Origin of the sequence: Planctopirus limnophila DSM 3776 (assembly GCF_000092105.1) — a bacterium.
Lineage (GTDB): Bacteria > Planctomycetota > Planctomycetia > Planctomycetales > Planctomycetaceae > Planctopirus > Planctopirus limnophila.
In genome coordinates this window covers 1,088,262-1,114,938 of the sequence record NC_014148.1, presented here as the reverse complement: position 1 = coordinate 1,114,938, position 26,677 = coordinate 1,088,262, and the positions used below count along the sequence as shown (strand labels likewise).

Annotated in this window: 19 protein-coding genes and 1 tRNA gene; 12 read left to right on the top strand and 8 right to left on the bottom strand. The window is 53.8% G+C overall.

Annotation, left to right across the window (positions count from 1 at the left end):
• The first annotated feature begins 329 nt into the window (after positions 1–329).
• From PLIM_RS04545 to PLIM_RS04535, 3 genes are all read left to right on the top strand, one after another.
• Complete coding sequence (locus PLIM_RS04545) at positions 330–3,392, top strand: FAD-binding and (Fe-S)-binding domain-containing protein (RefSeq protein WP_013109141.1); 3,063 nt, start codon at positions 330–332, stop codon at positions 3,390–3,392.
• A gap of 160 nt (positions 3,393–3,552) precedes the next feature.
• A complete protein-coding gene (locus tag PLIM_RS24525) occupies positions 3,553–3,831 on the top strand; it encodes a MoaD/ThiS family protein (protein WP_013109140.1) in 279 nt (92 codons plus the stop codon).
• Between the two features lie 85 nt (positions 3,832–3,916).
• On the top strand, positions 3,917–4,324 hold the full coding sequence (locus tag PLIM_RS04535) for a molybdenum cofactor biosynthesis protein MoaE (protein WP_013109139.1): 408 nt from the start codon (positions 3,917–3,919) through the stop codon (positions 4,322–4,324).
• 271 nt (positions 4,325–4,595) lie between these two features.
• Here PLIM_RS04535 and rpsR read toward each other — a convergent pair whose 3' ends face one another.
• Complete coding sequence (rpsR, locus tag PLIM_RS04530) at positions 4,596–4,880, bottom strand: 30S ribosomal protein S18 (RefSeq protein ID WP_013109138.1); 285 nt, start codon at positions 4,878–4,880, stop codon at positions 4,596–4,598.
• Positions 4,881–5,211: 331 nt separating this feature from the next.
• Between rpsR and PLIM_RS22405 the strand changes: the two genes are divergently transcribed.
• Both PLIM_RS22405 and PLIM_RS04520 read left to right on the top strand, forming a co-directional pair.
• Entirely contained in the window at positions 5,212–6,936 is a 1,725-nt protein-coding gene (locus tag PLIM_RS22405; RefSeq protein ID WP_013109137.1) for a M28 family peptidase, read from the top strand.
• Between the two features lie 543 nt (positions 6,937–7,479).
• Positions 7,480–9,522, top strand: coding sequence for a hypothetical protein (locus PLIM_RS04520; RefSeq protein ID WP_013109136.1), 2,043 nt, complete (start codon positions 7,480–7,482; stop codon positions 9,520–9,522).
• Between the two features lie 31 nt (positions 9,523–9,553).
• Here the strand turns inward: PLIM_RS04520 and PLIM_RS24345 are convergent, their stop codons facing one another.
• The 4 genes from PLIM_RS24345 to PLIM_RS04500 form a co-directional block, all read right to left on the bottom strand.
• A complete protein-coding gene (locus tag PLIM_RS24345) occupies positions 9,554–9,712 on the bottom strand; it encodes a hypothetical protein (RefSeq protein WP_155523241.1) in 159 nt (52 codons plus the stop codon).
• A 172-nt stretch (positions 9,713–9,884) separates the two neighbouring features.
• Positions 9,885–10,622, bottom strand: coding sequence for a hypothetical protein (locus tag PLIM_RS04515; protein ID WP_013109134.1), 738 nt, complete (start codon positions 10,620–10,622; stop codon positions 9,885–9,887).
• 116 nt (positions 10,623–10,738) lie between these two features.
• Positions 10,739–11,797: a flotillin-like protein FloA gene (gene floA, locus PLIM_RS04510; protein WP_013109133.1), complete on the bottom strand. Its 1,059-nt coding sequence runs from the start codon at positions 11,795–11,797 to the stop codon at positions 10,739–10,741.
• A gap of 371 nt (positions 11,798–12,168) precedes the next feature.
• Positions 12,169–12,936 (bottom strand): NfeD family protein, encoded by a 768-nt coding sequence (locus PLIM_RS04500; protein WP_013109132.1) that lies wholly within the window; start codon positions 12,934–12,936, stop codon positions 12,169–12,171.
• Positions 12,937–13,389: 453 nt separating this feature from the next.
• Here PLIM_RS04500 and rpsT point away from each other — a divergent pair, with 453 nt between their 5' ends.
• The 3 genes from rpsT (at position 13,390) to PLIM_RS04485 (ending at position 15,478) form a co-directional block, all read left to right on the top strand.
• Positions 13,390–13,704, top strand: coding sequence for a 30S ribosomal protein S20 (gene rpsT / locus PLIM_RS04495; RefSeq protein WP_013109131.1), 315 nt, complete (start codon positions 13,390–13,392; stop codon positions 13,702–13,704).
• A 349-nt stretch (positions 13,705–14,053) separates the two neighbouring features.
• A complete protein-coding gene (locus PLIM_RS04490; RefSeq protein WP_013109130.1) occupies positions 14,054–14,578 on the top strand; it encodes a hypothetical protein in 525 nt (174 codons plus the stop codon).
• Between the two features lie 42 nt (positions 14,579–14,620).
• Positions 14,621–15,478: an ExeA family protein gene (locus PLIM_RS04485; protein WP_013109129.1), complete on the top strand. Its 858-nt coding sequence runs from the start codon at positions 14,621–14,623 to the stop codon at positions 15,476–15,478.
• A 103-nt stretch (positions 15,479–15,581) separates the two neighbouring features.
• Here PLIM_RS04485 and PLIM_RS04480 read toward each other — a convergent pair whose 3' ends face one another.
• Positions 15,582–17,006 (bottom strand): class II fumarate hydratase, encoded by a 1,425-nt coding sequence (locus PLIM_RS04480; RefSeq protein WP_013109128.1) that lies wholly within the window; start codon positions 17,004–17,006, stop codon positions 15,582–15,584.
• Positions 17,007–17,399: 393 nt separating this feature from the next.
• A tRNA-Leu gene (locus PLIM_RS04475) sits at positions 17,400–17,483 on the bottom strand.
• Between the two features lie 526 nt (positions 17,484–18,009).
• Between PLIM_RS04475 and rpsU the strand changes: the two genes are divergently transcribed.
• Positions 18,010–18,204, top strand: a complete 195-nt coding sequence (gene rpsU, locus PLIM_RS04470; RefSeq protein WP_013109127.1) for a 30S ribosomal protein S21 — start codon at positions 18,010–18,012, stop codon at positions 18,202–18,204.
• Positions 18,205–18,674: 470 nt separating this feature from the next.
• Here rpsU and PLIM_RS04465 read toward each other — a convergent pair whose 3' ends face one another.
• Complete coding sequence (locus PLIM_RS04465) at positions 18,675–20,867, bottom strand: hypothetical protein (protein WP_148226972.1); 2,193 nt, start codon at positions 20,865–20,867, stop codon at positions 18,675–18,677.
• Positions 20,868–21,352: 485 nt separating this feature from the next.
• Between PLIM_RS04465 and PLIM_RS04455 the strand changes: the two genes are divergently transcribed.
• From PLIM_RS04455 to trpD, 3 genes are all read left to right on the top strand, one after another.
• On the top strand, positions 21,353–23,890 hold the full coding sequence (locus PLIM_RS04455; RefSeq protein WP_013109124.1) for an ATP-dependent helicase: 2,538 nt from the start codon (positions 21,353–21,355) through the stop codon (positions 23,888–23,890).
• Positions 23,891–24,208: 318 nt separating this feature from the next.
• Positions 24,209–25,159 carry a hypothetical protein gene (locus PLIM_RS04450; RefSeq protein ID WP_013109123.1) on the top strand — a complete coding sequence of 317 codons (951 nt, stop codon included), beginning with the start codon at positions 24,209–24,211 and terminating at the stop codon, positions 25,157–25,159.
• A gap of 107 nt (positions 25,160–25,266) precedes the next feature.
• Positions 25,267–26,346 carry an anthranilate phosphoribosyltransferase gene (gene trpD / locus PLIM_RS04445; RefSeq protein ID WP_148226971.1) on the top strand — a complete coding sequence of 360 codons (1,080 nt, stop codon included), beginning with the start codon at positions 25,267–25,269 and terminating at the stop codon, positions 26,344–26,346.
• Positions 26,347–26,677 lie beyond the last annotated feature (331 nt).

The following is a 26,677-nucleotide window of genomic DNA, read 5'->3' as shown; positions in this document are numbered from 1 at the left end:
TCTTCATCCGCCCCCTGGTTAATCGAGTTCACCAGCACAAATGCATCCATGCCATGCTTTAAGGATTTTCAAGCATGTTTACCATCAACAATCCGATTCAAATGATCTGGGGGCAAACGAAGACGCTTGACCCCAGCCACGCGGTCTTGAACCAAATCGCAGAAAGACACGCCAGGAAAAGATGATTCCCCGAGAGCAGCCCATAGTTCCCAACGCTACGGACTACTGGAAGACCGTGAGATGAGGTAGTCTATTCTCTCAGATGATGTATTCGACGAGCAGTAACCGTTGATCTCTGGTGGGGCCTTTCAGTCAGGATTTTTGAGGCTGTGGAAATCTGGGCGACTCGAATCAAGGAAGACCTCTCCGGTTTGTTTCGGGGCAAGCTCGATGTGAGCCGGGTGGCATCGATTGTTTACTCCCAGGATGGAGGTGTCACTCGTGAGGCTCCCTGTGGAGTCGCGCTGCCAGAAGATGCTGAAGATCTGGTCGTGCTGGTGCAGTATTGCCATGAGCACAGCATTCCGATGACTGTGCGAGGTGCTGGAACTTCGCTCTTTGGCCAGTCTCTGGGCCCGGGTTTGATCATTGATGTTTCGGCCAGCATGAACCGTGTGCTCTCCCTGAGTGAGCGCACTGTCCGCGTTGAGCCGGGAATCACCATTGACGAACTGAACCGCCGCTTAAGGCCTTATGGCCGCGAGTTCGGGGTCTATCCTCTGGATTCTGCCGTAGCGACCGTGGGCGGAATTGTCGGAGTAGACGGTATCGGGCCACACGGCTTACGTCATGGAGCAGCCCACGACCATGTCGCCTCATTGCAGGTCATGCTGGCCAGAGGGACGCAGTTTACGGCGGGACTGGAACCCTTAGCCATGCCTGATCGGAAGGCCACGGAAAATGAGCCCCATCAGGTCAAACGAACCATCATCTGCCGGCTCGAATCGATCTTGAGAAATGAGGCCGCCCTGATCAAGGCGTCTCAACCGGGAGTCACTCTGCTGCGCCGGGGTGGCTATCAATTACGGGGAGTTCTGACCGAAGAGCGGCTCGATTTGTGCCGCCTGCTGGTCGGTTCCGAAGGCACCTTGGGTTTGTATACAGGGATCACGCTGCATACGACCCCATTGCCAGCCCATCGAGGCGTTCTGCTGTTACTTTGCCCGACACTCGATTCAGCCATTGAAGTGGTGCATCAGGTTCGAGTGATGGAGCCTGCAGCATGCGATTTGGTCGATCGCAGAATCCTGACTCTGGCAAGAGAGCTCGATGACCGGTTTCTGATGATTATTCCTCCGACCATTGAAGCTGCGGTGCTGATTGAAGTCACAGCCGAGACGGAATCGGAGTGTCGCGAACAGTTGACCAGCCTCAGACGCTGCACCGCACGCATTGCGGAAGGGCATTTAACGGCCTATGAAGCGAATTCACCCAGTGATGTCGAGTTTCTCTGGTCGCTTTCTCGTAAAATCCTTCCCCAACTGGAAAAGCCTCGTGGTGGCGTACGGACTGTGCGGATCTTTGATGATCTGGTCGTTCCTCCAGAAGCACTCGCGGAGTTTCTGGCAAAAGCCCACAAAGCTTTTCAAACGGCCGATATCTCGGCGGTCATGTATTCGCATGCTGCCATGGGTGTGGTGCACTTTCGACCCTTACTGACAGATCGAGCAACCTGGCCTGTTGCTGCTTTAGAGCAGTTGCAGTATGCGTTGTATGAAGCCGCCTGGTCTCTGGGTGGCTGTATCGGCAGTACTCAAGGCCTGGGCAGCCTGCGGACGAGCGCGCTGCGAGAGCAGTATGGTTCGTTGTGCGATATCTTCAAAGAGGTCAAAAACATCTTTGATCCCGAAGGATTACTGGCTCCCGGACATGTTGTCCCTGCCGCAGCGCGAGTCGGTTGGGGAACGGCTTTTCCCTCTGCCAATCAGCAGGCAAAAGCTGTGGAACCCATTCACTTTTCTGGTCGGGAATTGAAGTCGACTTTTGAGCAGGAGCTGCCGGCTCAAGCTCCTACCGGCGAACTGGTGGAGTTATGCCACTCGTGGCCCCAGGGAGAAGCGATTGAGTCCGTCAATGCCTGCAACGGCTGCGGAAATTGCCGTCGTGAAGATCGCAATCACCGGATGTGCCCGTTCTTTCATGTGACTCATCAGGAGGTCTCCAGTCCACGAGCCAAAGCTGTGGTGTTTCGAGATATTCTTTCCGGCAGACTTTCGCCAGAGACGCTGACTCGCCCGGAAATGCTTCCTATTCTCAATTCGTGCTTTAACTGCCAGCAATGTTCTCTCGAATGCCCTTCTCATGTTGATATCCCGCGAATGGCCATCGAATTGAAAGGTCAGGCGGCAGCTCAACAGGGTGTTTCCCGAGTCGATTGGCTCCTTTCGCGGCCTGATGTCTGGGGGCCATGGGGCAGTTGGTTAGCACCAGTCCTCAACCCATTGCTCAACTGGGGCACATTTCGCCGGGTTCTGGAATTGCTGACTGGAGTCGCCCGAGAGCGGCGATTACCACTTTTTTCTCGAAAGTCTTTTCTCCAGCAAACCGCCCAACAAGCCGTTGATGTTCCGCGATCTGCATCTGAGCCCGTCGCAGGTCAGAAAAAGCCACTTCAGCCAGTGGTTTACTTTGTCGATCATTTTGCAAACTACCACGACACGGAACTGGCGATGGCATTCAGCCGAGTGCTGGAGCATCTGGGGTTTGAGCTCATTGTGCCGAAGGGACAATTGGCCTCCGGGATGGCCTTGATCTCCGCTGGTGAGTTGCCAGCGGCACGTGAACTGGCACTGGAAAATCTGCGAGTGCTGGCCCCTCACGCTCGTGACGGGTTACGCATCATCTGTACTGAGCCAACGGCGGCTTTGTGTTTGAAGAAAGAATATCCCAGGCTGACTCAACATCCGGATGCCGAACTGGTGGCACAACAGACCGTGGAAGCGGGGGCATTTTTAGCAGAATTAGCGGCACAGGGGCGCTTACCCATACCGACAGAGCCTCTCGCGATGACCCCCATGCGGGCGGTTTATCATACTCCCTGCCATTTGAAATCACTCGGCGAAAGACAGCCTCTTCTGGAGATCTGCCGGCTGATTCCCAAGCTGGAACTGCATGCCGTCGAACGGGGATGTTCGGGCATGGCTGGCACCTTTGGGCTGTCGAGCAAACATTTCCAGACCTCGATGAAAATCGGCCATGAACTCATGGAAACCATGCGATCCCGGGACTGGGATTTTGGCGTGACTGAATGCAGTGGCTGTCGTTTGCAGATGACCCAGCGCACCGCCACGCCGACATTACATCCCATCAAACTGATGGCGATGGCTTATGGTCTCATGCCGGAACTCAAGGTCCGGTTCAAGCACCAGACCAGAAAATATACTCTCGAATGATGGACAATCCGCGTCGATTAAGTTACCCACTTCTTTTCCGGGAATAGTAAAATCGGGGTGCGGCACATGGAAGTTGTTATCGGTTGGTGATGTCTCCCGTTGTCAATCAGCGACCAGACCCGTGCCAGCAGATTTCATTTCCGCTTCAGGAGGTGATCCGATGAATTCCACGATGATTCATGAACAGGTTGTGGACGTGCAATTGTTTGCCCTGGCACGGGAACTCACCAATGTCGCCAGGGTTTCGCTCGAAGTTCCTGTCGACGGGCGACCTGTCACAATCGCAGATGTTCAGCACGCTCTCATGACTCGATTTCCGCGACTGGCTTCCCTCGGGTCGAAGCTGCTCTTTGCCGTCGGGACTCAGTACGCAGATGAAAATACCGTGGTTCAACCCGGCGAGCCGGTCGCCTGTTTTCCACCCGTGAGTGGTGGGTGAGCCTCTCGCGTTTTATGCGTCTTCATCATGAAGGCCTGATCTCACAACTCATCAGCTTTGTGTCAGTGGAAAAACCAGGAGCAAGATGCCAAAACTGACTGAACAACCGATTGATTCACAGCAGTTGCTTTGCGCTGTCCAGACAACACAAGCGGGGGCCGTGATCCTGTTTCTGGGAACCGTGCGGGAGTTTACGAATCAGCGACAGACCCTGGCTCTCGATTACGAAGCATTCGCACCCATGGCGATTGCCGAGATGGAGCGAATTGAAGCCGAGGCCCGCGAAAAGTGGATATTGGCGAAGATCGAGACCATCCATCGGCTCGGCCACCTGACGTTGGGCGAAATCAGCGTGGGAGTCGCGGTCTCTGCTCCTCATCGAGATTCCGCCTTTGCGGCAGGGCAATACGTTATTGATGAGTTGAAGCGGCGTGTCCCCATCTGGAAGAAAGAGAACTGGTCCGATGGCAGTCAGGAATGGGTTCATCCCTGATCGATCAGCATGTCAGGGACAGTTCGCCGGGCATCTTCCGACCCGAAGACTGCTCATATGCTTTCTATGAAAAAATATCGCTCTGTGTGCCATGCTTGCAGCTCTGGGCAAGCATGCCTTCGCGACCAACAACGCGCCGTTGTTTCCTGGGAACCGTATCAGTGGCTAGTCAAAAATCATGGTCCCTAATCGTGATCAAACAGAAAAAGGGCTGCTGGAAGTCATCCAGCAGCCCTTTGAATATCTCTTTACTCTTCAGCCGCGTAGGGCCTTACTCTTCAGCCACGTAGGGGAGAAGTCCCATGAAGCGAGCCCGCAGAACTGCATCACGCACCACACGCTGATACTTCACGCAGGTACCCGTCTTGCGGCGAGCGAGCAGATTGCCTTCGCGGTCAATCATTGCGCGGAGTGTCTTGAGATCTTTGTAATCGACAAAGATCGGACGTGGTGGCTTATCGCAGCCATCCGGACAGAAGCGGCACTTGAGCTTCTTCTTGAGACGCTGACGCTTCTTGCGAAGCTTCTTGATTTCGGTTTTGGTGTACTGGGCCATTCATTTCCTCTCGTTGGGAGACCTGATCAATCAGGCCCGTCTCTGAACAATTTTCAGAAACGCTTCGATGTGGCAGACATTTCTTTTTCAAAATCTCTGCATTGCTTAGTAATTAAGCATTATCGCAGCAGCGACAAAGTTTGCAACTGTCGCCCCACCTCGCTGCGAATTCTTTGTAAGTCATTTCCGGGTTTATTGTTACAGTCAACCTTCAAGGCTGGCAGGAATCCTGAAGCTTCGGCATAAGCTTTTCTGCCATCGGGATTTGACACATCGAAGCGAAGAGATTCTCAAAACGTCGGCCCGCAAGTCGCGGCAAGGGCATGCATTCATGAATTTCGGATTTCCAGTAAGTGACAGTGATCAGAAACGCTGCGGCTTGAGCCATGACCGGAGATGCGAACATGCACCCTCACTCAAGCTGTGGCTGTGCCTGCTGACACTCATCGCCTGTATTGGGCCAGGTAACGATCAAACGCTGCATGCTGCCGAAGCACAGGTCTCTCCAGCAGAAGTTCTCCAGAAGCCAGACATACTGACAGCCGCCAATGCTGAAGCCAACGCAGCACTCAACAGCAAAACTCACTCATCCGCCTCTTCAGCCGAAAGCCTGTCCGCGGAAAGTCTGATTCATCGCGATGCCATCCGGCAAACGGTCGGAGTTCTGGCCAGCGATGCATTAGAAGGCCGTCAGGCGGGAAGTCGTGGCGGTCAGGCAGCGGCGGCTTACCTGGTAACCGAACTCAAGAAAACCGCTCTTGAACCAGCCGGCACATATCAGTGGTATCAGGAATTCGGGAATAACTGCCGCAACATTCTCGCGAAGAAAACCGGCAGTGATCCCGCGTTGCGAGAGGAAGTGATTCTCCTGGGAGCCCATTTCGATCATGTGGGTTATGGGAATGTGAACAACAGCCGGGGTGGCGTGGGACAGATCCACAACGGAGCCGACGATAACGCCAGCGGCACATCACTGCTGTTGAGTATGGCCCGTGCTCTGGATGCACACCCACCACTAAGGCGTACGGTCATCATTGCCTTTTGGGATTCAGAAGAAAACGGCCTGATCGGCTCGACTCATTGGATTAACAGCGGCTTAGTTCGCACAGATCGAATTCGAGCGGTGATCAATACCGATATGGTGGGACGTTTACGCAACGATACCGTCAAGGTACAAGGGTGGCGTTCGATGGCAGGGTTTCGCGAGATCCTCGCCCGGGCCAATCAGAGTTCGAAGCTGCGCATCAAGTTTGATGACACAGTCAATTCCGATTCCGATCACTGGCCATTTTACAGCCGCCGGATCCCGGCCTTGCAGGTCGATACAGAGCTGCACGAAGACTATCACCGCCCCACAGACGATGCCGATCGACTTGATTTTGAAGGCATCGAGCGGATATCCCGCTGGATCTTTCGAGCAGTGCTGGCTTTGGGAAATCAGGACTCCCTCCCAGCTTTTCGAAATGAAGTTTTCCAGGAAAGCCAAAGGGGTATCCAGTATGTCACTCCTCTGGCAGCGACTCCTCCAAGACTCGGGCTCACCTGGAAAAACGAACCGGCCGAGCAGGGCGAAATATTGATCGATTATGTGCGTCCCGGCTCTCCGGCTGCGCTGGCTGGTATTGAAGTCGGCGAGCGGATGATTTCATTCGGCCCATTTACCGAATTGAACACACCACGACTGAAATCTCTCGTGGTGACAGCTCCGCCCGTCGTCCCTGTCATACTCAGGAAACCCGATGGGACTCAGCGAGAGGTCAATCTTCATCTGGCGGGTTCCGCGATCCGCGTCGGTGTCGCCACTCGCTCAGATTCCGCCATGCCTCAAATAGTGGGAGTCACAGATGTCATCCCTTTTTCGCCAGCAGCCACAGCAGGTTTGGTTCCCGGAGATTGGATCTACACGGTGGCTCGTCAACCCGTGGGATCCATTCAAAAATGGAGACAAACTGCCGACCAGATGACAGAACCGACAGAACTGGAAGTTGAGAATATGGGACAACTACGCAAAGTGATTGTCACCCCAATTCTCTTCAACATGTCGAGCGGCTCATGACGCGGAATACATGCCCTGGCAAATCATTGGTTGCAAAAATTAAATCGAAGTGGCTGAAGTGTCGTGAACTGGGCTAATGAAAGATCGGCAGTTCATGCATTGAAATGGGCAATTGTCAGAGTTTTTTGCAATAGTACGCCTGAGGGAAGCAGCTTTTGCATGATTGATGCTGAAGTGTGGAACTGGCCATGTTAACGTTTCAATTCGAGTTCGATTCCTGTTCAATCCACCCTCATGATCCTGCCGAAAAGTCGCGTATAGGGCAGAACTCTCAGGGATTGATTGAAAAACATCTTTGAGACGTTCGGCCGATTTGGCCGGTCATATCTCTCAGATATTCAAATAAGACAGCGTTGATGGAAAGTTGACGCATGATAATGGCCTGAAGGAAGCTCTCCTTGGAGAAGACCTTTGGCCATCAGGCATTTGTTCGAAGTCAGCTTGGATGCTGCAGTCAGTCTTTCCTGTACAAAGGCTTGAAAACGTATGTGGTGCGTATCTGCGGGCACAGCGATCCGAGTTCGTCGTCAAGGAATACTTCGAATGCACTTCCTGAAAAGGGCGCTGGCCTGCGGATTGCTTTCGCTGGGGATGTTGTCGTCTGTCCACGCTCAGACAGGTGCGATCACCGGGCCATCGTCTCTGCCACCAGGTGCGAACCCCACGGGAGTTGCGACTCCTGTGAATCCTGCCACGGGGGGAACTTCGGCAGGTGCCAGTTCACCGGCGGGAAGTGGAGTCGTAACACCTCCTGCCGCGGTAGCGCCCAGAACCTTTATGGTCCCCGCACCGCCCTTTCCTGCGAATGATCCTTTGAGCGATCCGCTTTATCAGCAGGTTTCGACAGCCATTCAGGTCACGAGTCAGCGATATCTGACGGCTAACGTGCATACGCCGTGGCAGATTTTCCATGGGATCCTGGCACTTCACGAATCATTTCAACTCAAACTGGGTAACGAGAAGGTCTCGGCCATTTCCTGGATCGCCAGTTCGAATCCCCAGTTTGATGGTAAACCCTGGATCCTGATTACGCCTAATGGCGGGAAGTTTCATCCCTTCACACGCGCCTATGCCTTTGAAGGTCACCCATCACAATTCCTCGCCTTGCTGTCGGAATCCGATCTACCGCCCACCTTCGCCTTCAAGACCCCCACTCGGGATGTCACGATCACCGAGATGCTGCAGACGAGCATGCGCGATGTCAACGACCGTGAAGAAATCACGTGGGTGCTGTGGGCTCTGGTTCACTATTACCCCACCACGACTCAGTGGGCCAATGCACGAAACGAGCCGTGGAGTATCGAACGACTGGTGCAGATCCAGAATGCAGCCGCCGTTGAAAAGGGGGCTTGCGGAGGGAACCACGGCTTGTTCGCGCTGGCGCGTGCCCGAGACAAGCACATCAAGGAAGGCCTGCCCCTGAACGGAGTCTGGTTTGAAGCCGATTACAAGATCAAACGATACACCGAGACGGCCCGCTCCATGCAGAATCCGGATGGCACCTTTTCGAGTAAGTTCTATCAAGGCCCAGGCTACTCGACCGATCTCAATTCCCGATTGAATACCACCGGGCATACTCTGGAATTTTTGGCAGCCGCACTACCAGCCGAAAGGCTCAACGAACAGTGGGTGCGAAATGCCGTGACCGTGCTCTCCAAGGATATGATTGACAATCGCAAAGCTCCTTCGGACTGCGGACCACTCTATCACTCTTTGAATGCTTTGCGGATTTATCACAGTCGGGTCTGGCCTAAGCCTGTTGCCGAACCCACTCCTGAATCAAAACCAGCGAACGATCCCCAGCCTTCCGCAATGCTACCAGGGATCACCGCCACCCCGGGTGCTGTGCCTGCCACGAAACCTGGGCCTGATCAGAACACTCTTCCAGCGACGGAAATCAAATCAAACTCTCCAGACAAATCGAGTACCGAGACCGGGCCTGCCAGTGCCAGTTCCCCAGTGATACCTGGTACTGCACCAGTGGTATTGCCACCAGCCGTAGTCCCCACTCCTGCGCCAGTCCAGGTGACACCCGCTGAACCGGCACCTACGCCACTCAAACCCGCCACGACCACTCAGAACATGAGCCCCGCCGGGCAACTCCCTGTACCGACAATTGAAGACATTCGAGAGCAGCAGGCCCGGCTGCGATCGTTAAATGTCTCGGGAACAATCACTCGTCCTACGCTCAACTCTGGCGAGGAACCAGAACGCTTCAATGCGGCTCCGTCGGCAATTTCGATTCTGGCACCGGCCTCCGCCCTGAAGGTGGAAAACGTGCAGGATCGTTCGCTCTCCAGCACTTCGCCTCAGAATGACAAACTTCTCGCTGTTCCCGAAACCAAAGATTCGACCAGTGGAAAAGTAAGTCACTCGCTGTCAACGGATGAGAATCGAAGTGGCTGGAAGATTCGGGCTGTCCCCTTTGATTTGGGCTCACTCAAGCCAGCTTCGAATCAGACAACTTTGCCAGCCCAATCAACTTCCGATTCCACAGCACCTGCCGAATCCCGCAATGAGACGCTTCCCACCAGCGAATTGCCACCACCTTCCCGTCCTTTGACCAAAAGCAGCGATGGCACATAGCAGCCATCCGCAACTCGATGGATTCAGGGATTTAATCGCGCTCCTTGGCATGGGGTGGCTGGGGTTGAGCGTCTTCGCGAACCCCCAGTTCGTGCCGATAATCGCTGGGGCTTCGAAGACTCAACCCCAGCCATCCGCCCGTAGTACGCTGTTTATAGATGTCGGGCTCATGTGGTGTCCTTCGTGCCATGCTTGCAGCTTTGAGCAAGCATGCCTGACAAACCTCTCTCAGCATCACAGATCTCTCGCAAGCGTCTAAAGTCATCACTGGCGATTTAAACCACCACGTTGATGCATCAGCCAAGACCAGCGACCTGTCGATTATTCCCAGTCTGATACTCTGTGAGCAGAGTAACCTGGGGCTATCGAAGCGACCTGGGACGCGAGAGAATTTCATTGATGAGGACGGCCTGTGCTGCACCGCCGGGACGTTTCAGCATTTCAATAATCGGGTGCGGCCCCGTCGCTGCAGACATTCGCCCGGGGTCAGCCAGATTCCCCGTCTGATTACCAGCAGTCCCTCCGGCCATCATCCCCAGCTCACCAAATTGCGATGGGTTCGCCGTCTGAGACGCAGTACCGGACATGCTGGCTGAATTTGCAGTTCCCACAGGCTCATTGAGATTGAGTGCTCCAGAGGAACTGGGAAATGAACTCGGGTTCGACGAAGGAGCCGTGTTCGCAAATGGGCGGTTCGATGGATTCGCAAGTCCTTTCCCACCAATGCTGCTACCTTGTGGTCGAGCAGTCGAATCCTTAGGTTTTTTCTGCTGTTTTTGTTGCTCTTTGGCAGTTTTTCGCTGCAGAGCTTCCTGCCGGCGACGGGCTTCTTCCGCACGTCGTTGAGTTCGCTCCTGATCCCCCCCCGAAAGCTTCTCGTTGGCTTCTCGAAGAAATTCTTCTATTTTGGTGGAAGCGTTGTCTTTGGGAGGCGTGCGAAACTTCTCTTTCGCCTGCTTTTCAGCCATCGCCTTCTGGGCACCCTGAATCGCATTGACGACCCAACTCAGGACAGTAAACAGGAGCACCAGCAAACCGACAATCTGCCCGGCATCAATCCCTAACGAGGGAGCCAGCAAGAAATCGCCCGGTGTGAACATCGGCCTGCCCTCATCATGACTCAATCGATCAACCGGGTCTGATTCCCCGGTCTCCAGCTCTCACGAACACCACACTCAAACAGGATCGTGATGAGTGTTAACAGAGCAAATCAACATTATCTCTGTGTGACAGATTGCCCGGCAATAGCAGATCGCATCTGAGTATCCGCCTGGACGTTTTTCAATTCGTAGTAATCGAGCAGCCCCAATGCGCCGTTCTGGAAAGCTTCGGCAACCGCTTTAGGAACTTCCGCTTCTGCCAGAACAACTTCCGCTCGATTGGCCTGGACTTCAGCAATCATTTCCTGTTCGCGAGCCGTAAACTCCGCACGTCGTTGCTCAGCATTCGCCTGAGCGACACGCATGTCAGCTTCAGCCTGATCAGCAGACAGCCGAGCACCGACATTCTCGCCCACATCGATATCAGCAATGTCGATGGAGACAATTTCAAAAGCCGTATTCGCTTCGAGTCCCAGTTCCAGCACTGTTTGTGATATACGGTCGGGATTCTCCAGAACTTTTTTGTAGTTTTCGGTCGAGCCAATCGCCCGCACAATCCCCTGCCCCACACGAGCAATAATCGTTTCTTCGGTGGCACCACCAATTAGTTGCTGGAGATTTGTACGCACAGTCACTCGGGCTCGCGCTTTCAACTGAATCCCATCCTGAGCCACAGCGTCGAGTGTGTTCGAACCTTTGCGTGGATCAGGACAATCGATGATTTTGGGATAGACACTGGTGCGAACAGCTTCCAGCAGATCACGTCCGGCAAGATCAATCGCCTGAGCGGTCTGCCAACTCAATTCAATCTTGGCGCGATATGCTGCCACCATGGCTTTGATGACATTCAACACATTCCCTCGTGAGAGGTAATGGGCCTCGAGATCGCGAGTCGTGATGGGATAGATCTCTGTCATCCCAGATTGCACGGCCATAATCTTGGCCCGCACGATGACATCGGGATCAACCTTACGGATCGACATCGTGACAAGTTGGAACATACCAATCCCAACGCCCGTCAACTTGCACTGAATCCAGAGGCTGAAAAAACGAATCAGCAGGTAAGTCAGAATCAGACCGAATATGACAACGACGGCTGTCACACCAATGACAATCCCCGTCGTTCGGTTCTGGGCCAGCAAGAATCCAGAATCAGCCGCAAAATCACCTAGCATGCGAACCTCAAACTCGGGTCAGAAATGGATGTTTTTTACGGAAGTTGAAAGTCTGACGAAAATGCGACAACAGCAACTTTCTGATGAGGCCTCTCAGAATTCACAACGAAAACTCTGCCGCATCAGATCAGTCCCTTTAACGCTTCATTCTCACTCGGGAGCAGCAGTACGAACCCACTTGATTTCCTACGGTCTAACCTTACGAGAAGCACAAATCAAGGAGTGAATCGTTTTCTAGAGCCAAGCCAATAGATCTCATCTCTTCTTCACAAAGGGATGTTTCACTCCCGTCGACATGGGATTGCCTGCCGAGGCGACCTGATTCCGTGCTCTTGCCCCAGAGTGTGAGCATTTGCAGTCGTCGATAAAACTCAAACCGCTTTCGTGTTATCTGAGGCGATGTTATCAGGATCGTCAGCCAGTTGAGCGAATGGATCGAGCTCCACCACAGGAGAAGGCTGTGGAAAGGACGGCGAGGTTTCAGGGTTTGGCAACTGAGCCTCCTGAATTGTCGATGATCCGGGCTCCGTTGCTGGAAAAACTTGATCCTCCCGAAGATTCGTCCTTTGATCCGTTTCAGGCGGGAGGGATTGAGCTGGTGAACCAGCCGGGAGCTGGGTCGTCACCAATTCCTTTGCTAAAGGGGAAACAATCAGCGTCGATCCACGTAAACCCGTGACGACAATCGGGGAACCTGGGTCAATCAACGATTCTCCGGAAATGGCCGAGTAGCGAACGTCGTCGATCATTACTGATCCACCTGGCGATAATGCTGTTCTAGCCAACCCTTGGCGTCCCACCAGAGAAGCCAGTTTTTCGTCCGTCGATGCCTGTGGCGCTTTCAATCGATCACCATCCGGCCCTTGCAGAATCATCCGCTTACCAGCTCGTGTTCTCGGGAGAATTTCAAGAGCCCCCAGCAGGCAGAGCGGCACCAGCACCAGAACGAGAGCAAAATGAGCCGCGAAAACGAGTGGTGCCGCCCACAGCCACGCCATGGCCGAAAAAATCAACGAGCCCACAATCGCCAGGACAGTAATGACTGCTAGTGCCCCGCCAGAGGGAATGAAGACTTCAGCAATTAATGTGGTCAAACCAAAGATCAGCAACAGGATTGACCAGAGTGCGTAGCCGTTCATTCCAATTCCTGAGAACTTTGATTGCGGGTCGCTGCGAGCCTTCGATGGTAACGGAAGCGAGGATGTCGTGCTGGTTCATTTTCAGACAGGGTTTTTCATCTCGCCACAACTCCCCGTGGCAGGATTGTCCGAGGATCGAGATGTCTTGAGATTCACTGGATCGCGCAAATAACTCGCTCTCGTGACACTGAATTACCAACGGATTCGCACGCTCACATTGTAGACAACAATCCGGCAGAATTGTGAGACTAAGCTCTCCAGACTTTGTTGAATGAATAACACCCGCAATTATTTGCAGCGAAGTGACTTGAGGAACTCGAATCGCAGGGCGATTGACTGGAAATACCAGAGAACAGGCGATAAACTCCCAGTTCTCTTTGGGTGCTTGTCTCTTGAAAAGTGTTTATGGCAAGCATTTTTAATGCAACTTAACGTCAATCTGGTTCAGTAGTTATGCCAAACAGCGACGGTGCAAGACGATCTCTTCGCAAACAGTTAAAGCGACGAGCCGCCAATCGAGTTCTGCGTTCTGTACTGCGTACGACAGTGAAAAAGACACGCCTGACGTTCACAGCTGTTGTCACCGGCGGCCCTGTGGATGATGCCACCACTCAGTTGCGCGTGGCGATTAAGAAGATTGATCAGATGGCAGCTCGCGGCCTGATCCACAAAAACAAAGCCGCCCGCGATAAATCGCGACTCACAATTTCGCTCAACAAAGCACTCGCCGCCAAATCTGCCGCAGCACAGGCACCCGCCGCTGAGTAGTTCGTCAAGAACCACACGCAGTGAGTTTGTGTAGGGCTCACAAAATGGCATTGCGTGATCGCCCAGTCCTCACAACCTGCTGCGACGCTGAATTCTAAGAGGTACTGACCATGGTCAGTACCTCTTTTCGTTCTAATCGAGTCTTGAGAAGCTCAATTAGAAATTGGCGAACAGAGTGCTCGGGAACTCCACCCCTTCCAACTTCCAACTTCCAACTTCTAACTTCTAACTCCTCCTTCGTCAAAACCAGAAAAATCGTTAAACTCGACTCCATCATCGAACCGATAGGTGACACAGGTAGTAGTCCAGGCATGGCCTGGCCATTGAATCACTTGATCGGGAGTCGACGATGGCCTTCTTTTCCGGCCTGTATGCCCAAAGTCGACTGCGTATCATCACTTCTGCCGTGATTCTGGCTTTGATGGCCTTGCCTTGTGCCGCCATAGGCTTGTGGTGGGCGACACCGTCTCCAGCCGTCGTCGATCAGGAAGACTCATCCACCGGGATTGACGCCCTGCTCGGCTCACTCGAACGAGGAGATCCACCGCAGGCGCTCGTGCCTGTCCCTCGATCAAACCCCAACGCTGGCAAGCTTGAATCCTCTGACGCCGCTCACGTGACAGTCGCGCTCCACTCGGTGCATGAAAATGACCGCACAGAGACGATTGAGCCCGCGTCTTTCAACTCGTCAGCCACAATGCCCGTCTCCCAGCAGGCCGTCTGGTTTGCTGGCGAGATTGAGCCCATTGAAACAGATCCACAACCGCCCATGGCTTTCTCGCCAGATCGTTCCGCTGAAACTTCTCCCACAAAATCATGGGTCGAAGTCGTCCCTTATTCCCAGAGTGCAGCACCTGTAAACCTTGCCCCGTAAGTGCAGGTTTGCAGAGTGAATTTGTTTTGACAGGTCAACAACATGTACGAATCTCATTGGGGATTAACCCGGCCGCCATTTGGTGGAGAACTTCCCACGTCTGGATTTCTCGGGAGTCGCTCACATCAAGCCGCACTGCTGAAGCTTCGTTATCTGATCGAGACGTCGAAAGGGGCGGGCCTGCTGGCCGGCCAGCCAGGATTAGGAAAAACAACCGTTCTGGAAATGCTCTCTCGTGAGTTACAGGCTGATGAAAACTCAAAGAACTCAGAGAGTGGTACAGCCAGATACCGCTTTGTCCCCGTGCTTTTCCCACAACTGACACCCTCCGAACTTCTGGGATATATTGCCTCCAAACTCGTCCATGCATCTACCGGAGACCATCGTCCCGGCACTGCAGATTCCAGCCTGCAAGTGATCGAGCAGCACCTGACATCTCTGACAGCCGCAGGCACCAAAACGATTCTTCTCTTTGATGACGCCCAGTTGATCGAAGACCGGCGAGTCTTTGGAGTGATTCAGTCGCTGATGAATTTTTCTCAGCCGGGGAAGATGGAACTCGTCACAATTTTTGCCGGCCAGCTCGAACTGGTCAGCGCGATCAAACGGATGAGACCACTGGACGAGCGGATGGCCTTCAAATGCCTGCTCTTACCACTCTCGCTGGAAGAAACGACCCAGTACGTCACCGGACGGATGGCTGCCGCCGGGTGTCGCGCGAACGTGTTCTCTACCGATGCCCTGCAGGCCATTCATCTCCTCTCGGCAGGAGTTCCTCGCAGAATCAACCGCTTGTGTGATTTCGCACTGCTGGTCGGTTACTCAGAAAACCTCGCCCGCCTGACGGCCGAACACATCCATGCTGTCGCGGAAGAGATGCTCTCTGCCATGGCGGCATAAGGATCTCGGTTTGAACTTCCATGTTGACGCAAACACAAATGCGGCCTGATCAGGTATGATCGGGCCGCATTTGTTGAGTTCGACGTATCAATCGAGTTCGAGATCAGGCATGAGGCTCAGTCATGCTGTAAGGGTCGAGAGCCTCAGTGAGTTGTTCCTCGGAAAGAATCTTCTGTTCGAGGCACAATTGCCGAATGGTTTTTCCGGTTTTAAAGGCTTCTTTCGCCAGTTGTGCCGCCTTCTCGTAGCCAATGTATGGATTAAGGCTGGTGACCATGGCGAGACTTTTTTCGATGGAGGCTTCGCAAGCTTCAGGATTGGCCTCCATCAGTTTGGCGCAGAGATCATCAAAGGCTTTGACACCGCCAGCCATCACCACCACACTCCCGACCGTCGTCTGCCCCATCACCGGCATCATAATATTCAATTGGAAGTTTCCACCTGTGGCACCACTGATTGCCACCGTCTGGTCATTTCCCATCACCAGGGCCGCCACCTGCATCAGGCTCTCACACATGACCGGGTTCACCTTCCCGGGCATGATCGAGCTTCCCGGCTGAAGATCAGCCAGGATCACTTCATAAAAACCGCACCGTGGGCCCGAACCGAGCCAGCGAATATTGTTGGCGACATTGAAGAGCGTGACGGCAATCGCCCGCAAATGGCCATGACACTCAACCAAACCATCGCGCTGGGCATTGGCCTCAAAATGGTTCACAGCTTCGATAAAGGGAATACCCAGCTCTTTGGCCAAAACGGCACAGACTCGACTGCTGAACTCAGGGTGTGTGTTGATTCCCGTTCCGACAGCAGTACCACCCACCGGAAGTTCCATCACGGCTGCCATAGCCTGCTGAGCCCTCTGAACGGAAAGCTCAAGCTGGCGGGCAAAACCACTGAATTCCTGACCCAGCCGAATCGGTGTCGCATCCGCCAGATGTGTGCGGCCAATTTTCAGAACTTTATCCCAGGCCTTGGCCTTCTCAGCGAGCGTATTCGCCAGATTCTTCAGCGCAGGAATCAGTTGAGTTTTGATCGAATGAGCCACAGCCACATGGATGGCCGTCGGGAAGGTGCAATTCGTCGACTGCCCCATATTGACGTGATCATTGGGGTGAATTGGCTTTTTCGCCTCAAATCGATCGCCACCAGCCAGCTCAATGGCGCGGTTGGAAATGACCTCATTGACGTTCATATTACTCGAAGTTCCAGAACCTGTCTGGAAGACATCAATCGGGAACTCGCCATCCCATTTCCCATGGGCCACTTCCAGTGCCGCATCGAGCATGAACTGCACTTGCTGGTCGGTCAGCTTGTTCTTTCCCGAGTGAGTGAGCTTGCCAAGATCTCGATTGGCCACGCCACAGGCATACTTGACCCAGCCCATGGCTCGAATCAGTTCCGGGTGCAACGTCCAGCCAGAAACAGGGAAGTTCTCAATCGCCCGCTGAGTCTGAGCACTGTAGTAGGCTTTGGCAGGGACATGAACTTCACCCATGGAATCTGTTTCGATGCGAGTTTCCGTCATGAGCCGTGATCCTTAATCGCTGTAATGTTCGGGTTGGTCAGACATCGCCAGGAGAAAACGACAAACGTCTTATCAGGTTCAAGTTTGAGATTGTCCCTTGGATTGGAGCAGAAGACCACTCAGCGGGCCACGGTTTGGTCGGGAAAAGCGATGGTGGCCAATCTTCATGAAGATTCCGGAACCATAGATTTTGTATTCTCAATCGCCCTGATGGCGAATAGTGCCGGGGTGTTCGAGATTCGCTAACTGCCACCTTTTGGAGAAAACCTCACCATCAATACTGGCGTGAGCAGCTTGAGAAATCCTCACGACGCCATGGCATAAAAAGCAGAAGTCCGGCTCACTCATCGAGTCAGCCGGACTTCTGCAAATCGAACTTCAGGTTTCATCAAGTGCCCAGGACAGGAATCGAACCTGCACGGGAGTTACCCCACTAGGCCCTCAACCTAGCGCGTCTGCCAGTTCCGCCACCTGGGCATTACGGCAATCGATGAAAACTGCGTTGTTTCTGTCAGCTTCTTGTAACTGTGTTGCCAGGAAGAATTCTGCTCTTCCCGTTTGAGGCACAAATCACAAAGTAAGCTGGCTGACAGGTCTGGCGAGTATATCGCCAGATCAGGTCGCCGCAAGTCAACAGCACAGCCTCAGGGCATTGATTGTCAGTTCCTGGGCCCGAAAAGCATGTTCCAGGTAAGTTCTGCTGAACCGGTAAATCCGGCAAAAGCTGATCAACCAGCGGAGGATCTGTTTCGACAAGAAAAAGCCATACGTTTGCCCTGCATTTTGTTGACGAAACTTACCAACTGGAGGTCTGTTGGAGTTCGTAAGTTGTTTTCTACCATAAATTACGGTCAAGGCCACGATTTCGTGCTTCGGACAGTTGGCGAATCGTTTTCCATCGATTACATTTACTTGCTACAAAGTGGCAGCCTAGCGGGCTTTTCCGATGGTTTCACCCATACAGGGCCATTCCGATGCAGACACAGAATGAAGGAGTTTTTTCGTGGTAAAGCTGCGGTTGCGCGAAAATGAGTCGATCAATGATGCTGTCAAGCGATTCCGTAAACTGGTTGAGCATGCTGGTATCAAGAAGGAAATGCGCCGCCGCGAATTCTACGAAAAGCCCAGCGAAACCAAGCGTCGCACACGTCGTCGTGCAGATCGCCGTGCCAAGCTGCAGCGAGTGATGAGCTCCTAGTCCTGCAATGAATTCGGGTTTGAATCCTCAGCATTCAACCGACCACACACGCGAATTTCTAAAGCCTGTCTCATGAGAGACGGGCTTTTTGTTTTTGGTTGAGCTCACCACTGACAGACAACTCATACGCTTTCATTGAAACAATCTCGCTTCAAGTGCCCTGCTTGCAGCTCTGGGCAAGCATGCCTCAACGCCCTGTTTTTGACACTCATCGCTGATTGCGGCGGGTGGCTGGGGTTGAGTCTTCGAACCCCCAGCAATTTTCGGCACGACCTGGGGGTTCGCGAAGACGCTCAACCCCAGCCACCCTATACCAAAGAGCGCAATTGATTATTGCAATCCGTATTACTGAAAACGATCTCACTGGATCAAACCCAGTGCAGGAATAAAAAGAGAGGCAGCCTGTGACAGGCTGCCTCTCGATAGAACACGCGATGATCCCGGCAATCAGCCAGGCTCAACAACCATCTTTACTGCACATCGACGATCACCCAGCCATCGACCACAGCCAGCTTGGTGACGTTTGCAAAGACGGTCTTTTTGGGGCCATCAATCTTGAACTTGCTTTCCACAGTGCGATCTGGCAAAGCGTCCTGAATCTTCTTGCGAATCACACCCTTCGTAGCAATCCCCAGATCGCCTTCCACATCAGCCACGGCAATAGTCCCGCGAGTGACGGTGATTTCCGGACCCGCCACCGTGAAATTGAGTGGCACTGTGATCTCAGAAACAGGGATGTCTTCCCGGTCATCCGATTTGAAACCGGTCCTCAAGGTGAGAGTTAAACCACCTGAAGCGGCCTTAAAGCGGATGGGGTCTTCCTTGGCGAAGACAAACGAATTCTTGCTGGGCATTTCGCCTTCGGCTCGTGGGCGATCCTTCAATACAATCTCGCGACCTAGAGCTGTGCTCAAAAACGTCTGAATCTCCTTGCGGAACTCTTCTTCCGTAAAGGTCTTTCCGGCAAAGCCCATTCGGTCAATCGAGTTATTGAGCAGCGATTCATGCAGTAGAATGGTGGCACCTGTGGTGGCCGTCAGGAAGTTCGGAGGAGGAACATTCCCGCCAATCTCTTCCGCTGTCATCAAACGACTCGAAAGCTTCAAATCGGTTTCGCTGGTCTGATAGACTTTGGCATCCGGGAAGAGGTTGACTTTCTTGAGGCCGGCGAACAGTTCGTTTTCCAACTTCGCACCAGCGTCCTTCATGGCGACGTCGGCTTCCTGATTGAAGCGAGGCAGCACACGTTCACGCACACGCTGGGCAGCAATGGCTTCGGCCTGTGGACGGCGGGAAGCCACTTCACCCGCAGCAACTCGGTCAGCATAGTTACCAAACAGTAACGAACCACTGTAACGAGTGGAGATCCCTGTCGTCGTGTTGTTCGGGCGAACGCTGATTAACGCGGGTGCTGTGGTGAACTTTTCACCATCAAAGTTGACGTCTTTCGTGGCGTAGAAGGTGTGGTAACCATAGGTGTTCACTGTGGCTTCACTGGTGACACCCGTGGTATTCGACTGCACAGTTCCGTTGAGTGTCAGATCGAATCGCACAGAGTTCGGCGAGGGCTTCAGGTTGACACCCACCACGGTCGATGTCGTCTGGTAACCACCGACGTTCGCTCCGAGAATAAAGTCGCGGACACCGCCCGATTCGGTCCGTGCATCGGACATCAGCTTCGAAAGGAACGTCTCGCTGGCCACCAGCCTCAGGTTGTAGTTCAGGAAGTTTTTCTGAACGACAGCCAGCAAGGCGGCACCACCACCAGGCACAGTTTCTTTCACGCTCTTGATGGCTACTCGCAGAGCTGCCGCATTCGCAGAGGTCGGATTATCCTCGGCATTCCTGGCTGCGGCAGCGAGTTGTGCAATCACGGTACGAATTTTTTCTTTCGAAGTTTCGTCAACCGGAGCATTGATCGCAGCCACATATCCTTCGAGTGCAGCTTTCAGCGCGACAAACTCGGGCCGTGATAAAAATGCCTTCTGGGCTTCGTTTTCAATCTTGGCGACACCGTCAAGACGTTCGATTGTGGCCTTGGCAGCCGCTGTGGCAGCAGCTTCGTCATCTCCAGCCATAGCCTTGGCGAGTTCTTCACCACGGACAAACGGGAGCCACGCCTTACCACCTGGAATTTTATCCAGAGCGGCCTGAAGAGCCTCCAGAGCCTTAACAGATTCAGCCTTCTTGGATGCAATCGTTTCGAGACGAACCTTGACGGGATCGAGTGCTAACGATTCGAGAATTGCATCTGAGAATTCGATCGTGCGGCTCAACGAGCCTTTGAGTGTCGAAAGTGGTCCAAAAATCGTGCGATAACGGGGATCAGCCAGCGACTTATCGACAATCGCGAGCCTGGCTTTGAGCTCATCCAGCGCGGCCTTCTGGGCAGCGATATCGCCTTCAAGCTGGAAGAATTTTTCCACGGCGGCCGTGGTGTTCTCGCTCCACTTGGCCCAGTTGGTTCCCAGTTCATCGAGAACGTCACTGCTCAAACGGGAAGGTACAGTGTTCGGCAGAATGCCTCGCAAACCTTCGGGAGCAGGATCCTGATTGCCAAACGCCCAGCTTCCCATCGCCAGGCCAGTCATGGCGCCGACAGAAAGAACACCTCTCCAGGCACGGTTTTCTCGCCTCGATAGGCGGGTCAAAACTTGGGACATTGTTCGCAAGGCCTCCGTGTGTAAAGTCATCAGAAAGTCCGGCAAGGTGTATCTGTGGCAGAGTTGGCAGGTCGGTTGTCCATCGACGCTTCGCACTGGGAAATTTCATCGACCGGCAGTTTTTTGCGACCGTAGCCGACGCTATTCCTTTTCGATCCTCTGCAACACGAACATCACGCTCGACTGGTACAATCCACAACATCCTTAATTCTTTACTAACCGACAAACTTTGCCAGTCCTCAATATGCTACCCTTCGCACCCCGCTCCGGCAATGACTGCCGCCGGATTGACGCCCAGCCTCATTCCAGAATCAACGGCCTCATCCCAACGAGTGAAAATGGAATCAGTGGGCTTCACAGCCGATTTGCAGGATCCAATCCAGCGAACTCACTTCTCGTTTGCCACCGATTTGGGCATATTATTTGAAGGAATTCTGCCTGCAGAGAAATGAGAAGTTTGTTCAGCAACGGAGTGCTCAACCGCTGTGACTCAACTTTTAGATGATTTGACACCATCGCAGGCAGCAGCCGTAGAACACTTCGAAGGGCCCCTGCTGGTTCTCGCCGGCCCAGGTTCGGGAAAAACCCGTGTGGTCACTCGGCGGATTGCCAGACTCATCGAACGGCGGGTTCATCCTGCGGAAATTCTGGCCATCACATTCACTAATAAAGCCGCCCGGGAGATGGCCGAACGTGTCGAGCATCTCATTCCCGGAAGACGTGTGGCCGTCAGCACATTTCATAAGTTTTGTGCCCGCATTTTGAGGCAGTATGGCGGTGTCGTTGGCCTCAAACCCAATTTCTCGATTCTGGATGTGAAAGATCAGGATGCGGCTCTGAAAGAAGCCGTCAAAGAGGAAGGCTTCGACCCCACACATTACAGCCCCAGTCGCATTGGCTGGCGGATTGGTCAGTTAAAAAACGAGTGCATTTCACCGGGCATGTTTGCTCAGCAGGCCGGTGAACGCGTCGGTACACATCTCGATTCGGTCGTCGCAAAAGCGTATGGGCGATATCAACAGATCCTCCTTGATGCCAATGCCGTCGATTTCGACGACCTGTTGCTGCATGTGGTGACCATCCTCAAAGAGAACCCGAATCTGCGACAATCGCTCGATGAACGGTATCGCTTCATCCTGGTCGATGAGTATCAGGATACCAATCAGGCGCAATACCAGATTGTCTCCGCCCTTTCACAAAACGAGCCCAACCTGTGTGCCACAGGTGATCCTGATCAGTCGATTTACGGCTGGCGGGGAGCACAAATCGAGAACATTCTGCGATTTGAACGCGACTTCCCCCGCGTCAAAATGGTGCGACTCGAAGACAATTTCCGAAGTACCCCGGAGATCCTGGCAGCAGCCGACGACCTGATTCGCCATAACACCCAGCGCAAAGCCAAAAGTCTCAGAACGTCAAACCCTTCGGGTTTACCTGTCGAGATTCGACAGTATGCCGATGGCTTCCAGGAGGCGGATTCGCTGGCGGCCGAAATCCGCGAGCGAGTGGCCAGTGGCGAACGTCAATACTCAGATTTTGCCATATTCTACCGCGTGAACTCGCTCTCCCGCTCCATTGAAACAGCTCTCGGACGAGCCCGCGTCCCGTTTGCCATCACCGGAGGTGTCGCGTTCTATGAACGGACGGAAGTCAAAGACCTGATTGCCTATTTGCGAGTCATTGAGAATCCGGATGATCGCCCTGCGTTTCGGCGGATTGTGAACACACCCGTCCGTGGGATTGGCAAGAATTCGCAAGAAAAGCTGGATCGCTGGGCCAGTGCACGAAATCTCAATCTGTGGGATGCCGTGCATCAGATCGACGCTTCGATCGGTCTACCGAAAAAAGCCGAGTACTCGCTGAAGCTGTTTGCCAATCTGCTCGACGAACTGGCCCGTCGATCCCATGGGCCGATTGCAGAACTGTTGGAGGTGATTGTCGAGCGAACTGGCTACCTGCAGAACCTGAGTGGACTGGAACCCGAAGAGTACGCCAACCGCAAAGCCAACGTGGAAGAACTGGTCGCCAGCGCCCGCCAATTCGATCAGGATCATGTCGAAGGGGGTTCACTCAGTGAATTCCTCGAAACCTGCTCCCTGGTGCAGGATGCCGACACGATTGATGAATCGGCCGGTCAGGTGCAATTGATGACTTTGCATTCTGCCAAAGGTTTGGAGTTCCCTTGCGTCTATCTGGTGGGTGTCGAACATGGATTGTTACCTCACGAGCGCTCGTTGCGTGAAGGAGATCCGCTCCAGATCGAAGAAGAGCGGCGGTTGCTATTCGTCGGCATGACTCGGGCCCGCGAAGAGTTGTATCTCACCTGGACACGCTTGCGATCCACACATGGCCGGTTACTCAGTACGATTGCCAGTCAGTTCTTGACTGAGTTGAATGTCGCGCGACATGATTACTCCACCGATGATGACACCTCTTTTGGCGACTGGTCTCCTCAGGAAATGCGACGGGGGACATCCGGAGATTCGATTCTCGCGCAAATGGCTGACTGGGGAGAACAGGCCAGAAAAGAGTCCTCCAATCCATCTGACAAAGCCACCTCGACAGAAGATGATCAAGCAGATCTGGCCGAACCCGGCGTTGACTCACAACTCTTCGCTTCCTCTGAAGAAGACACACAACCGAGGGCGACCTTTATTGATCGTGTTCTGGAATCGGCAGTGACTCCCGAAGATCCGAGTGGCCACGAGACAACGGCCAGTCAGCCGGTGACATCGCGAAACTCCCGATCTTTCTCGAAGAAAAAAGCTCCTCGCGTGCCCGAAGCCGAACGAATCGACCAACTCAAGTCGCGGCTGATGACCGGGGCTGATCTCATGGCTCGCGATCAATCGCTCCACAGGTTTCAACTGGGTATGCAGGTCAGGCACCCGGAATACGGCCGGGGGCTCGTGGTCGGATTATCGCTCGCCAACAACCGGCCCACAGTCCGCGTCGAGTTTGAATCCAGCCACGAAGAAAAAGACTTCATTATTTCTCACGCCCCGCTGCAACCCCTTCGCTGATTGAGTGTTACGCTCATTAAAACATCTCCATCCTGAGCACCGCTTCAGGATGCCTGCTTGGCGAATTGTTTTTGCGTGAAGTATTTCGGCCCACCATGATCTCAGCAATCTGCAGGGCTGATTTCAGAATCTGCGTAACGTGATCCAGCGTCTCAGCCAATCAAAACATGGAAATCATGGCTATGTGTATGCCATCCCAAATTTCGACGCTAACGCGAAATCAAACGGTTTTACGGAACTTTTCCTCGGACAGCCGGGTTCCAATGGTAGGTTTTGAAAGCCACCATCAATGCTTTCTTTAGAGGTGTCGAGTCCATCATGCGATTTTCCCATCGGCATTTGAGCAGCCATGATGTTTGCCCGATTCCGATGGAAGCACGGGAATCCCCTCTATCGGCGATCACTTCAATCTCCCGGTGGCTGGGTTTTCGGCTTTCGATTTGCCTGGTGATTCTCGCGATAGGAATGTCTGCCTCCCCGTCACTGGTTCATGCGGCCCCGCAATTCGGCACTCCTCAAGATCTCACACCCGACGGTACAGACCCTCAAGCAGCAGTTCAGCCCACGATTTCTCTCGAATGGACACCACCGGTCAATGTGGTCATTCGCCGGACAACCGGAGGAATTCTCCAGGGACGAATTCGACTCCTCACCAATTTAGGTGCCCAGATCGAAAATCCCGCTGGCCAGACCATTGATCTGCCCAAGTCGGCCATCAAAACCTTGCGGCTTCCCGATTTCAGTCTCCAGTTCACCACCAAAGACGACCCCCTCGAAGAAACGATCCGCAAGTGGGCCAATCTGTTCAACGAAGGGCGCTCCACACTGCATTTAGCCAATGAATCCACGGCGGGAACTCCCGGCGCGGCCCATGCCATGCCCACCCGCCCAGATCCAGCACGTACAGAGCCAGGAAGCACCCAGATTGCCGAGCCCATAGCACCCGTAGAAAATCCGGCTTCCGTGGCATCGGTTTCTCTGCAACCCATGACGCCCCCTGCCTCCCAAGGCATTACCACGACTCCAGCACCCACGGTTCCTGCCTCAACTTCTCAAACGACAACCACAATCTCCGCCAACTCTCCACCTGTTTATCAAACGGCTCCCGTGCAGGGATCCGCCACGCCTGTGACAGCCTGGTATCCGGCTGCAGGAAACTCACCCGCTCCCGTAGCTGCTTCCGGTTCGTGGTCGCTGGGAAGCTATCTGGCAATTGCCTTGGCGGCGGCTCTGGTCGGGTTTGTCGTGTTTCAGTCTCGCAAAGCCTGAAGTGGTGCTCCCCACGAACTCGGTCTTTTGCATCCATCGAGATCTCTCAATGTGGTTGAGAGTTTTGCGTCGGTTGTGCATGCTGGGATCAGCGAAGAAAAAATTCTTTGCCGATCGAAACCGATCGAGCACACGCCAGCCTCGAAAGTGAGTTCATGACGGTCTTCCACGCTCCCAGCTTCCTCGATCGTTTGGTTTCTGGGGAATCGCTCACACAGGAAGAAACAGATCAGTTTGTCTGCGAGATTATGCAGGGGAAACTGACCGATGTGACGATCGCAGGCTTTCTCACAGCCCTGGCCTGCAAAGGCCCCGCAGCCACCGAATTGGCAGGAGCCGCCCGCGCCATGCGTAAGCATGTCGTGCCATTGAAGCCACAATCCACTCCACTGCTCGATACTTGCGGCACCGGGGGTGATGGCCAGGCCACTTTCAACATCAGTACCGCAGCAGCGATTGTTGTGGCGGCTGCCGGATGTCCCGTCGCCAAGCATGGCAACCGCAGTGTGACTAGCTTGAGTGGTTCGGCTGATGTGTTAGAAGCGATGGGGGTGAGGCTCGATTTACCCCCTGATGCAGTCGCGCAATGTATTGATGAAGTCGGGATTGGCTTCTGTTTTGCCCCGTTATTTCATAACGCCATGAAGCATGTTGCCACTGTGCGTAAACAGCTTGGTATCCGCACGATCTTCAATCTGTTAGGCCCCTTGACCAATCCCGCTGGTGCCCAGCATCAGGTCCTTGGCGTCAGCAAACCTCATGAAGCGGCGCTTGTCGCCGAGGCTCTGGCACTTCTGGGAACAGGCAAATCCGCAGTGATCTGCGGCGATCGAATTGACGAAGTGAGTCTGTGGGGCCAGACACAGGTCTGGATTGTGGAAGGTTCTACGATTCATCAGGAAACCTGGAACGCTGCTCAACTGGGATTGCCCGAGTGCCAGGTGGAAGATTTGAAAGTGGCGAATCCACAGGAGAGTGCCGCCCTGATCTGGAAAATCCTGGCAGGGGAAGCCGGTGCACCGGCCCACATGGTCACCGCAAATGCGGCTGTGGGATTATGGCTGGCAGGGAAAGCTTCTGATCTGATCTCCGCGACTCAACTGGCCCAAGAGACCATTCAAAATGGCCGTGCGCTCTCACAATTAAAATCGCTCGTGGCCTGGACAAACTCCCACGCCAGTCTCTAACGCCTTCGCCCGTTCCGACGGGAGAAGGCCGGGATGAGGGCGAACTCGAACGTATTGGGCGAGCAATCAACGAGCAGCTGGGTGGCTGGGGTCAAACGTCTTCGTTTGCCCCCAGTTCGTTTGACACTGGTTGTTCATCGAATTGTTCGTTGGGAGGAACTCAACAGTTGCATCTGTGCTGGTGAACTCAATTGATAAGGGGGCGGCCGGGTGGCTGGGGTCAAACGTCTTCGTTTGCCCCCAGTTCGTTTGACACTGGTTGTTCATCGCATTGTTCGTTGGGAGGAACTTAACAGTTGCATCTGTGCTGGTGAACTCAATTGATAAGGGG

Bases quoted from the DNA above. Each gene is read 5' to 3' on its own strand.
- PLIM_RS24525 (WP_013109140.1), top strand. From the start codon at position 3,553: ATGAATTCCACGATGATTCATGAACAGGTTGTGGACGTGCAATTGTTT.
- PLIM_RS04535 (WP_013109139.1), top strand. From the start codon at position 3,917: ATGCCAAAACTGACTGAACAACCGATTGATTCACAGCAGTTGCTTTGC.
- rpsR (WP_013109138.1), bottom strand. From the start codon at position 4,880: ATGGCCCAGTACACCAAAACCGAAATCAAGAAGCTTCGCAAGAAGCGT.
- PLIM_RS22405 (WP_013109137.1), top strand. From the start codon at position 5,212: ATGAATTTCGGATTTCCAGTAAGTGACAGTGATCAGAAACGCTGCGGC.
- PLIM_RS04520 (WP_013109136.1), top strand. From the start codon at position 7,480: ATGCACTTCCTGAAAAGGGCGCTGGCCTGCGGATTGCTTTCGCTGGGG.
- PLIM_RS24345 (WP_155523241.1), bottom strand. From the start codon at position 9,712: ATGGCACGAAGGACACCACATGAGCCCGACATCTATAAACAGCGTACT.
- PLIM_RS04515 (WP_013109134.1), bottom strand. From the start codon at position 10,622: ATGTTCACACCGGGCGATTTCTTGCTGGCTCCCTCGTTAGGGATTGAT.
- floA (WP_013109133.1), bottom strand. From the start codon at position 11,797: ATGCTAGGTGATTTTGCGGCTGATTCTGGATTCTTGCTGGCCCAGAAC.
- PLIM_RS04500 (WP_013109132.1), bottom strand. From the start codon at position 12,936: ATGAACGGCTACGCACTCTGGTCAATCCTGTTGCTGATCTTTGGTTTG.
- rpsT (WP_013109131.1), top strand. From the start codon at position 13,390: ATGCCAAACAGCGACGGTGCAAGACGATCTCTTCGCAAACAGTTAAAG.
- PLIM_RS04490 (WP_013109130.1), top strand. From the start codon at position 14,054: ATGGCCTTCTTTTCCGGCCTGTATGCCCAAAGTCGACTGCGTATCATC.
- PLIM_RS04485 (WP_013109129.1), top strand. From the start codon at position 14,621: ATGTACGAATCTCATTGGGGATTAACCCGGCCGCCATTTGGTGGAGAA.
- PLIM_RS04480 (WP_013109128.1), bottom strand. From the start codon at position 17,006: ATGACGGAAACTCGCATCGAAACAGATTCCATGGGTGAAGTTCATGTC.
- PLIM_RS04465 (WP_148226972.1), bottom strand. From the start codon at position 20,867: ATGTCCCAAGTTTTGACCCGCCTATCGAGGCGAGAAAACCGTGCCTGG.
- PLIM_RS04450 (WP_013109123.1), top strand. From the start codon at position 24,209: ATGCGATTTTCCCATCGGCATTTGAGCAGCCATGATGTTTGCCCGATT.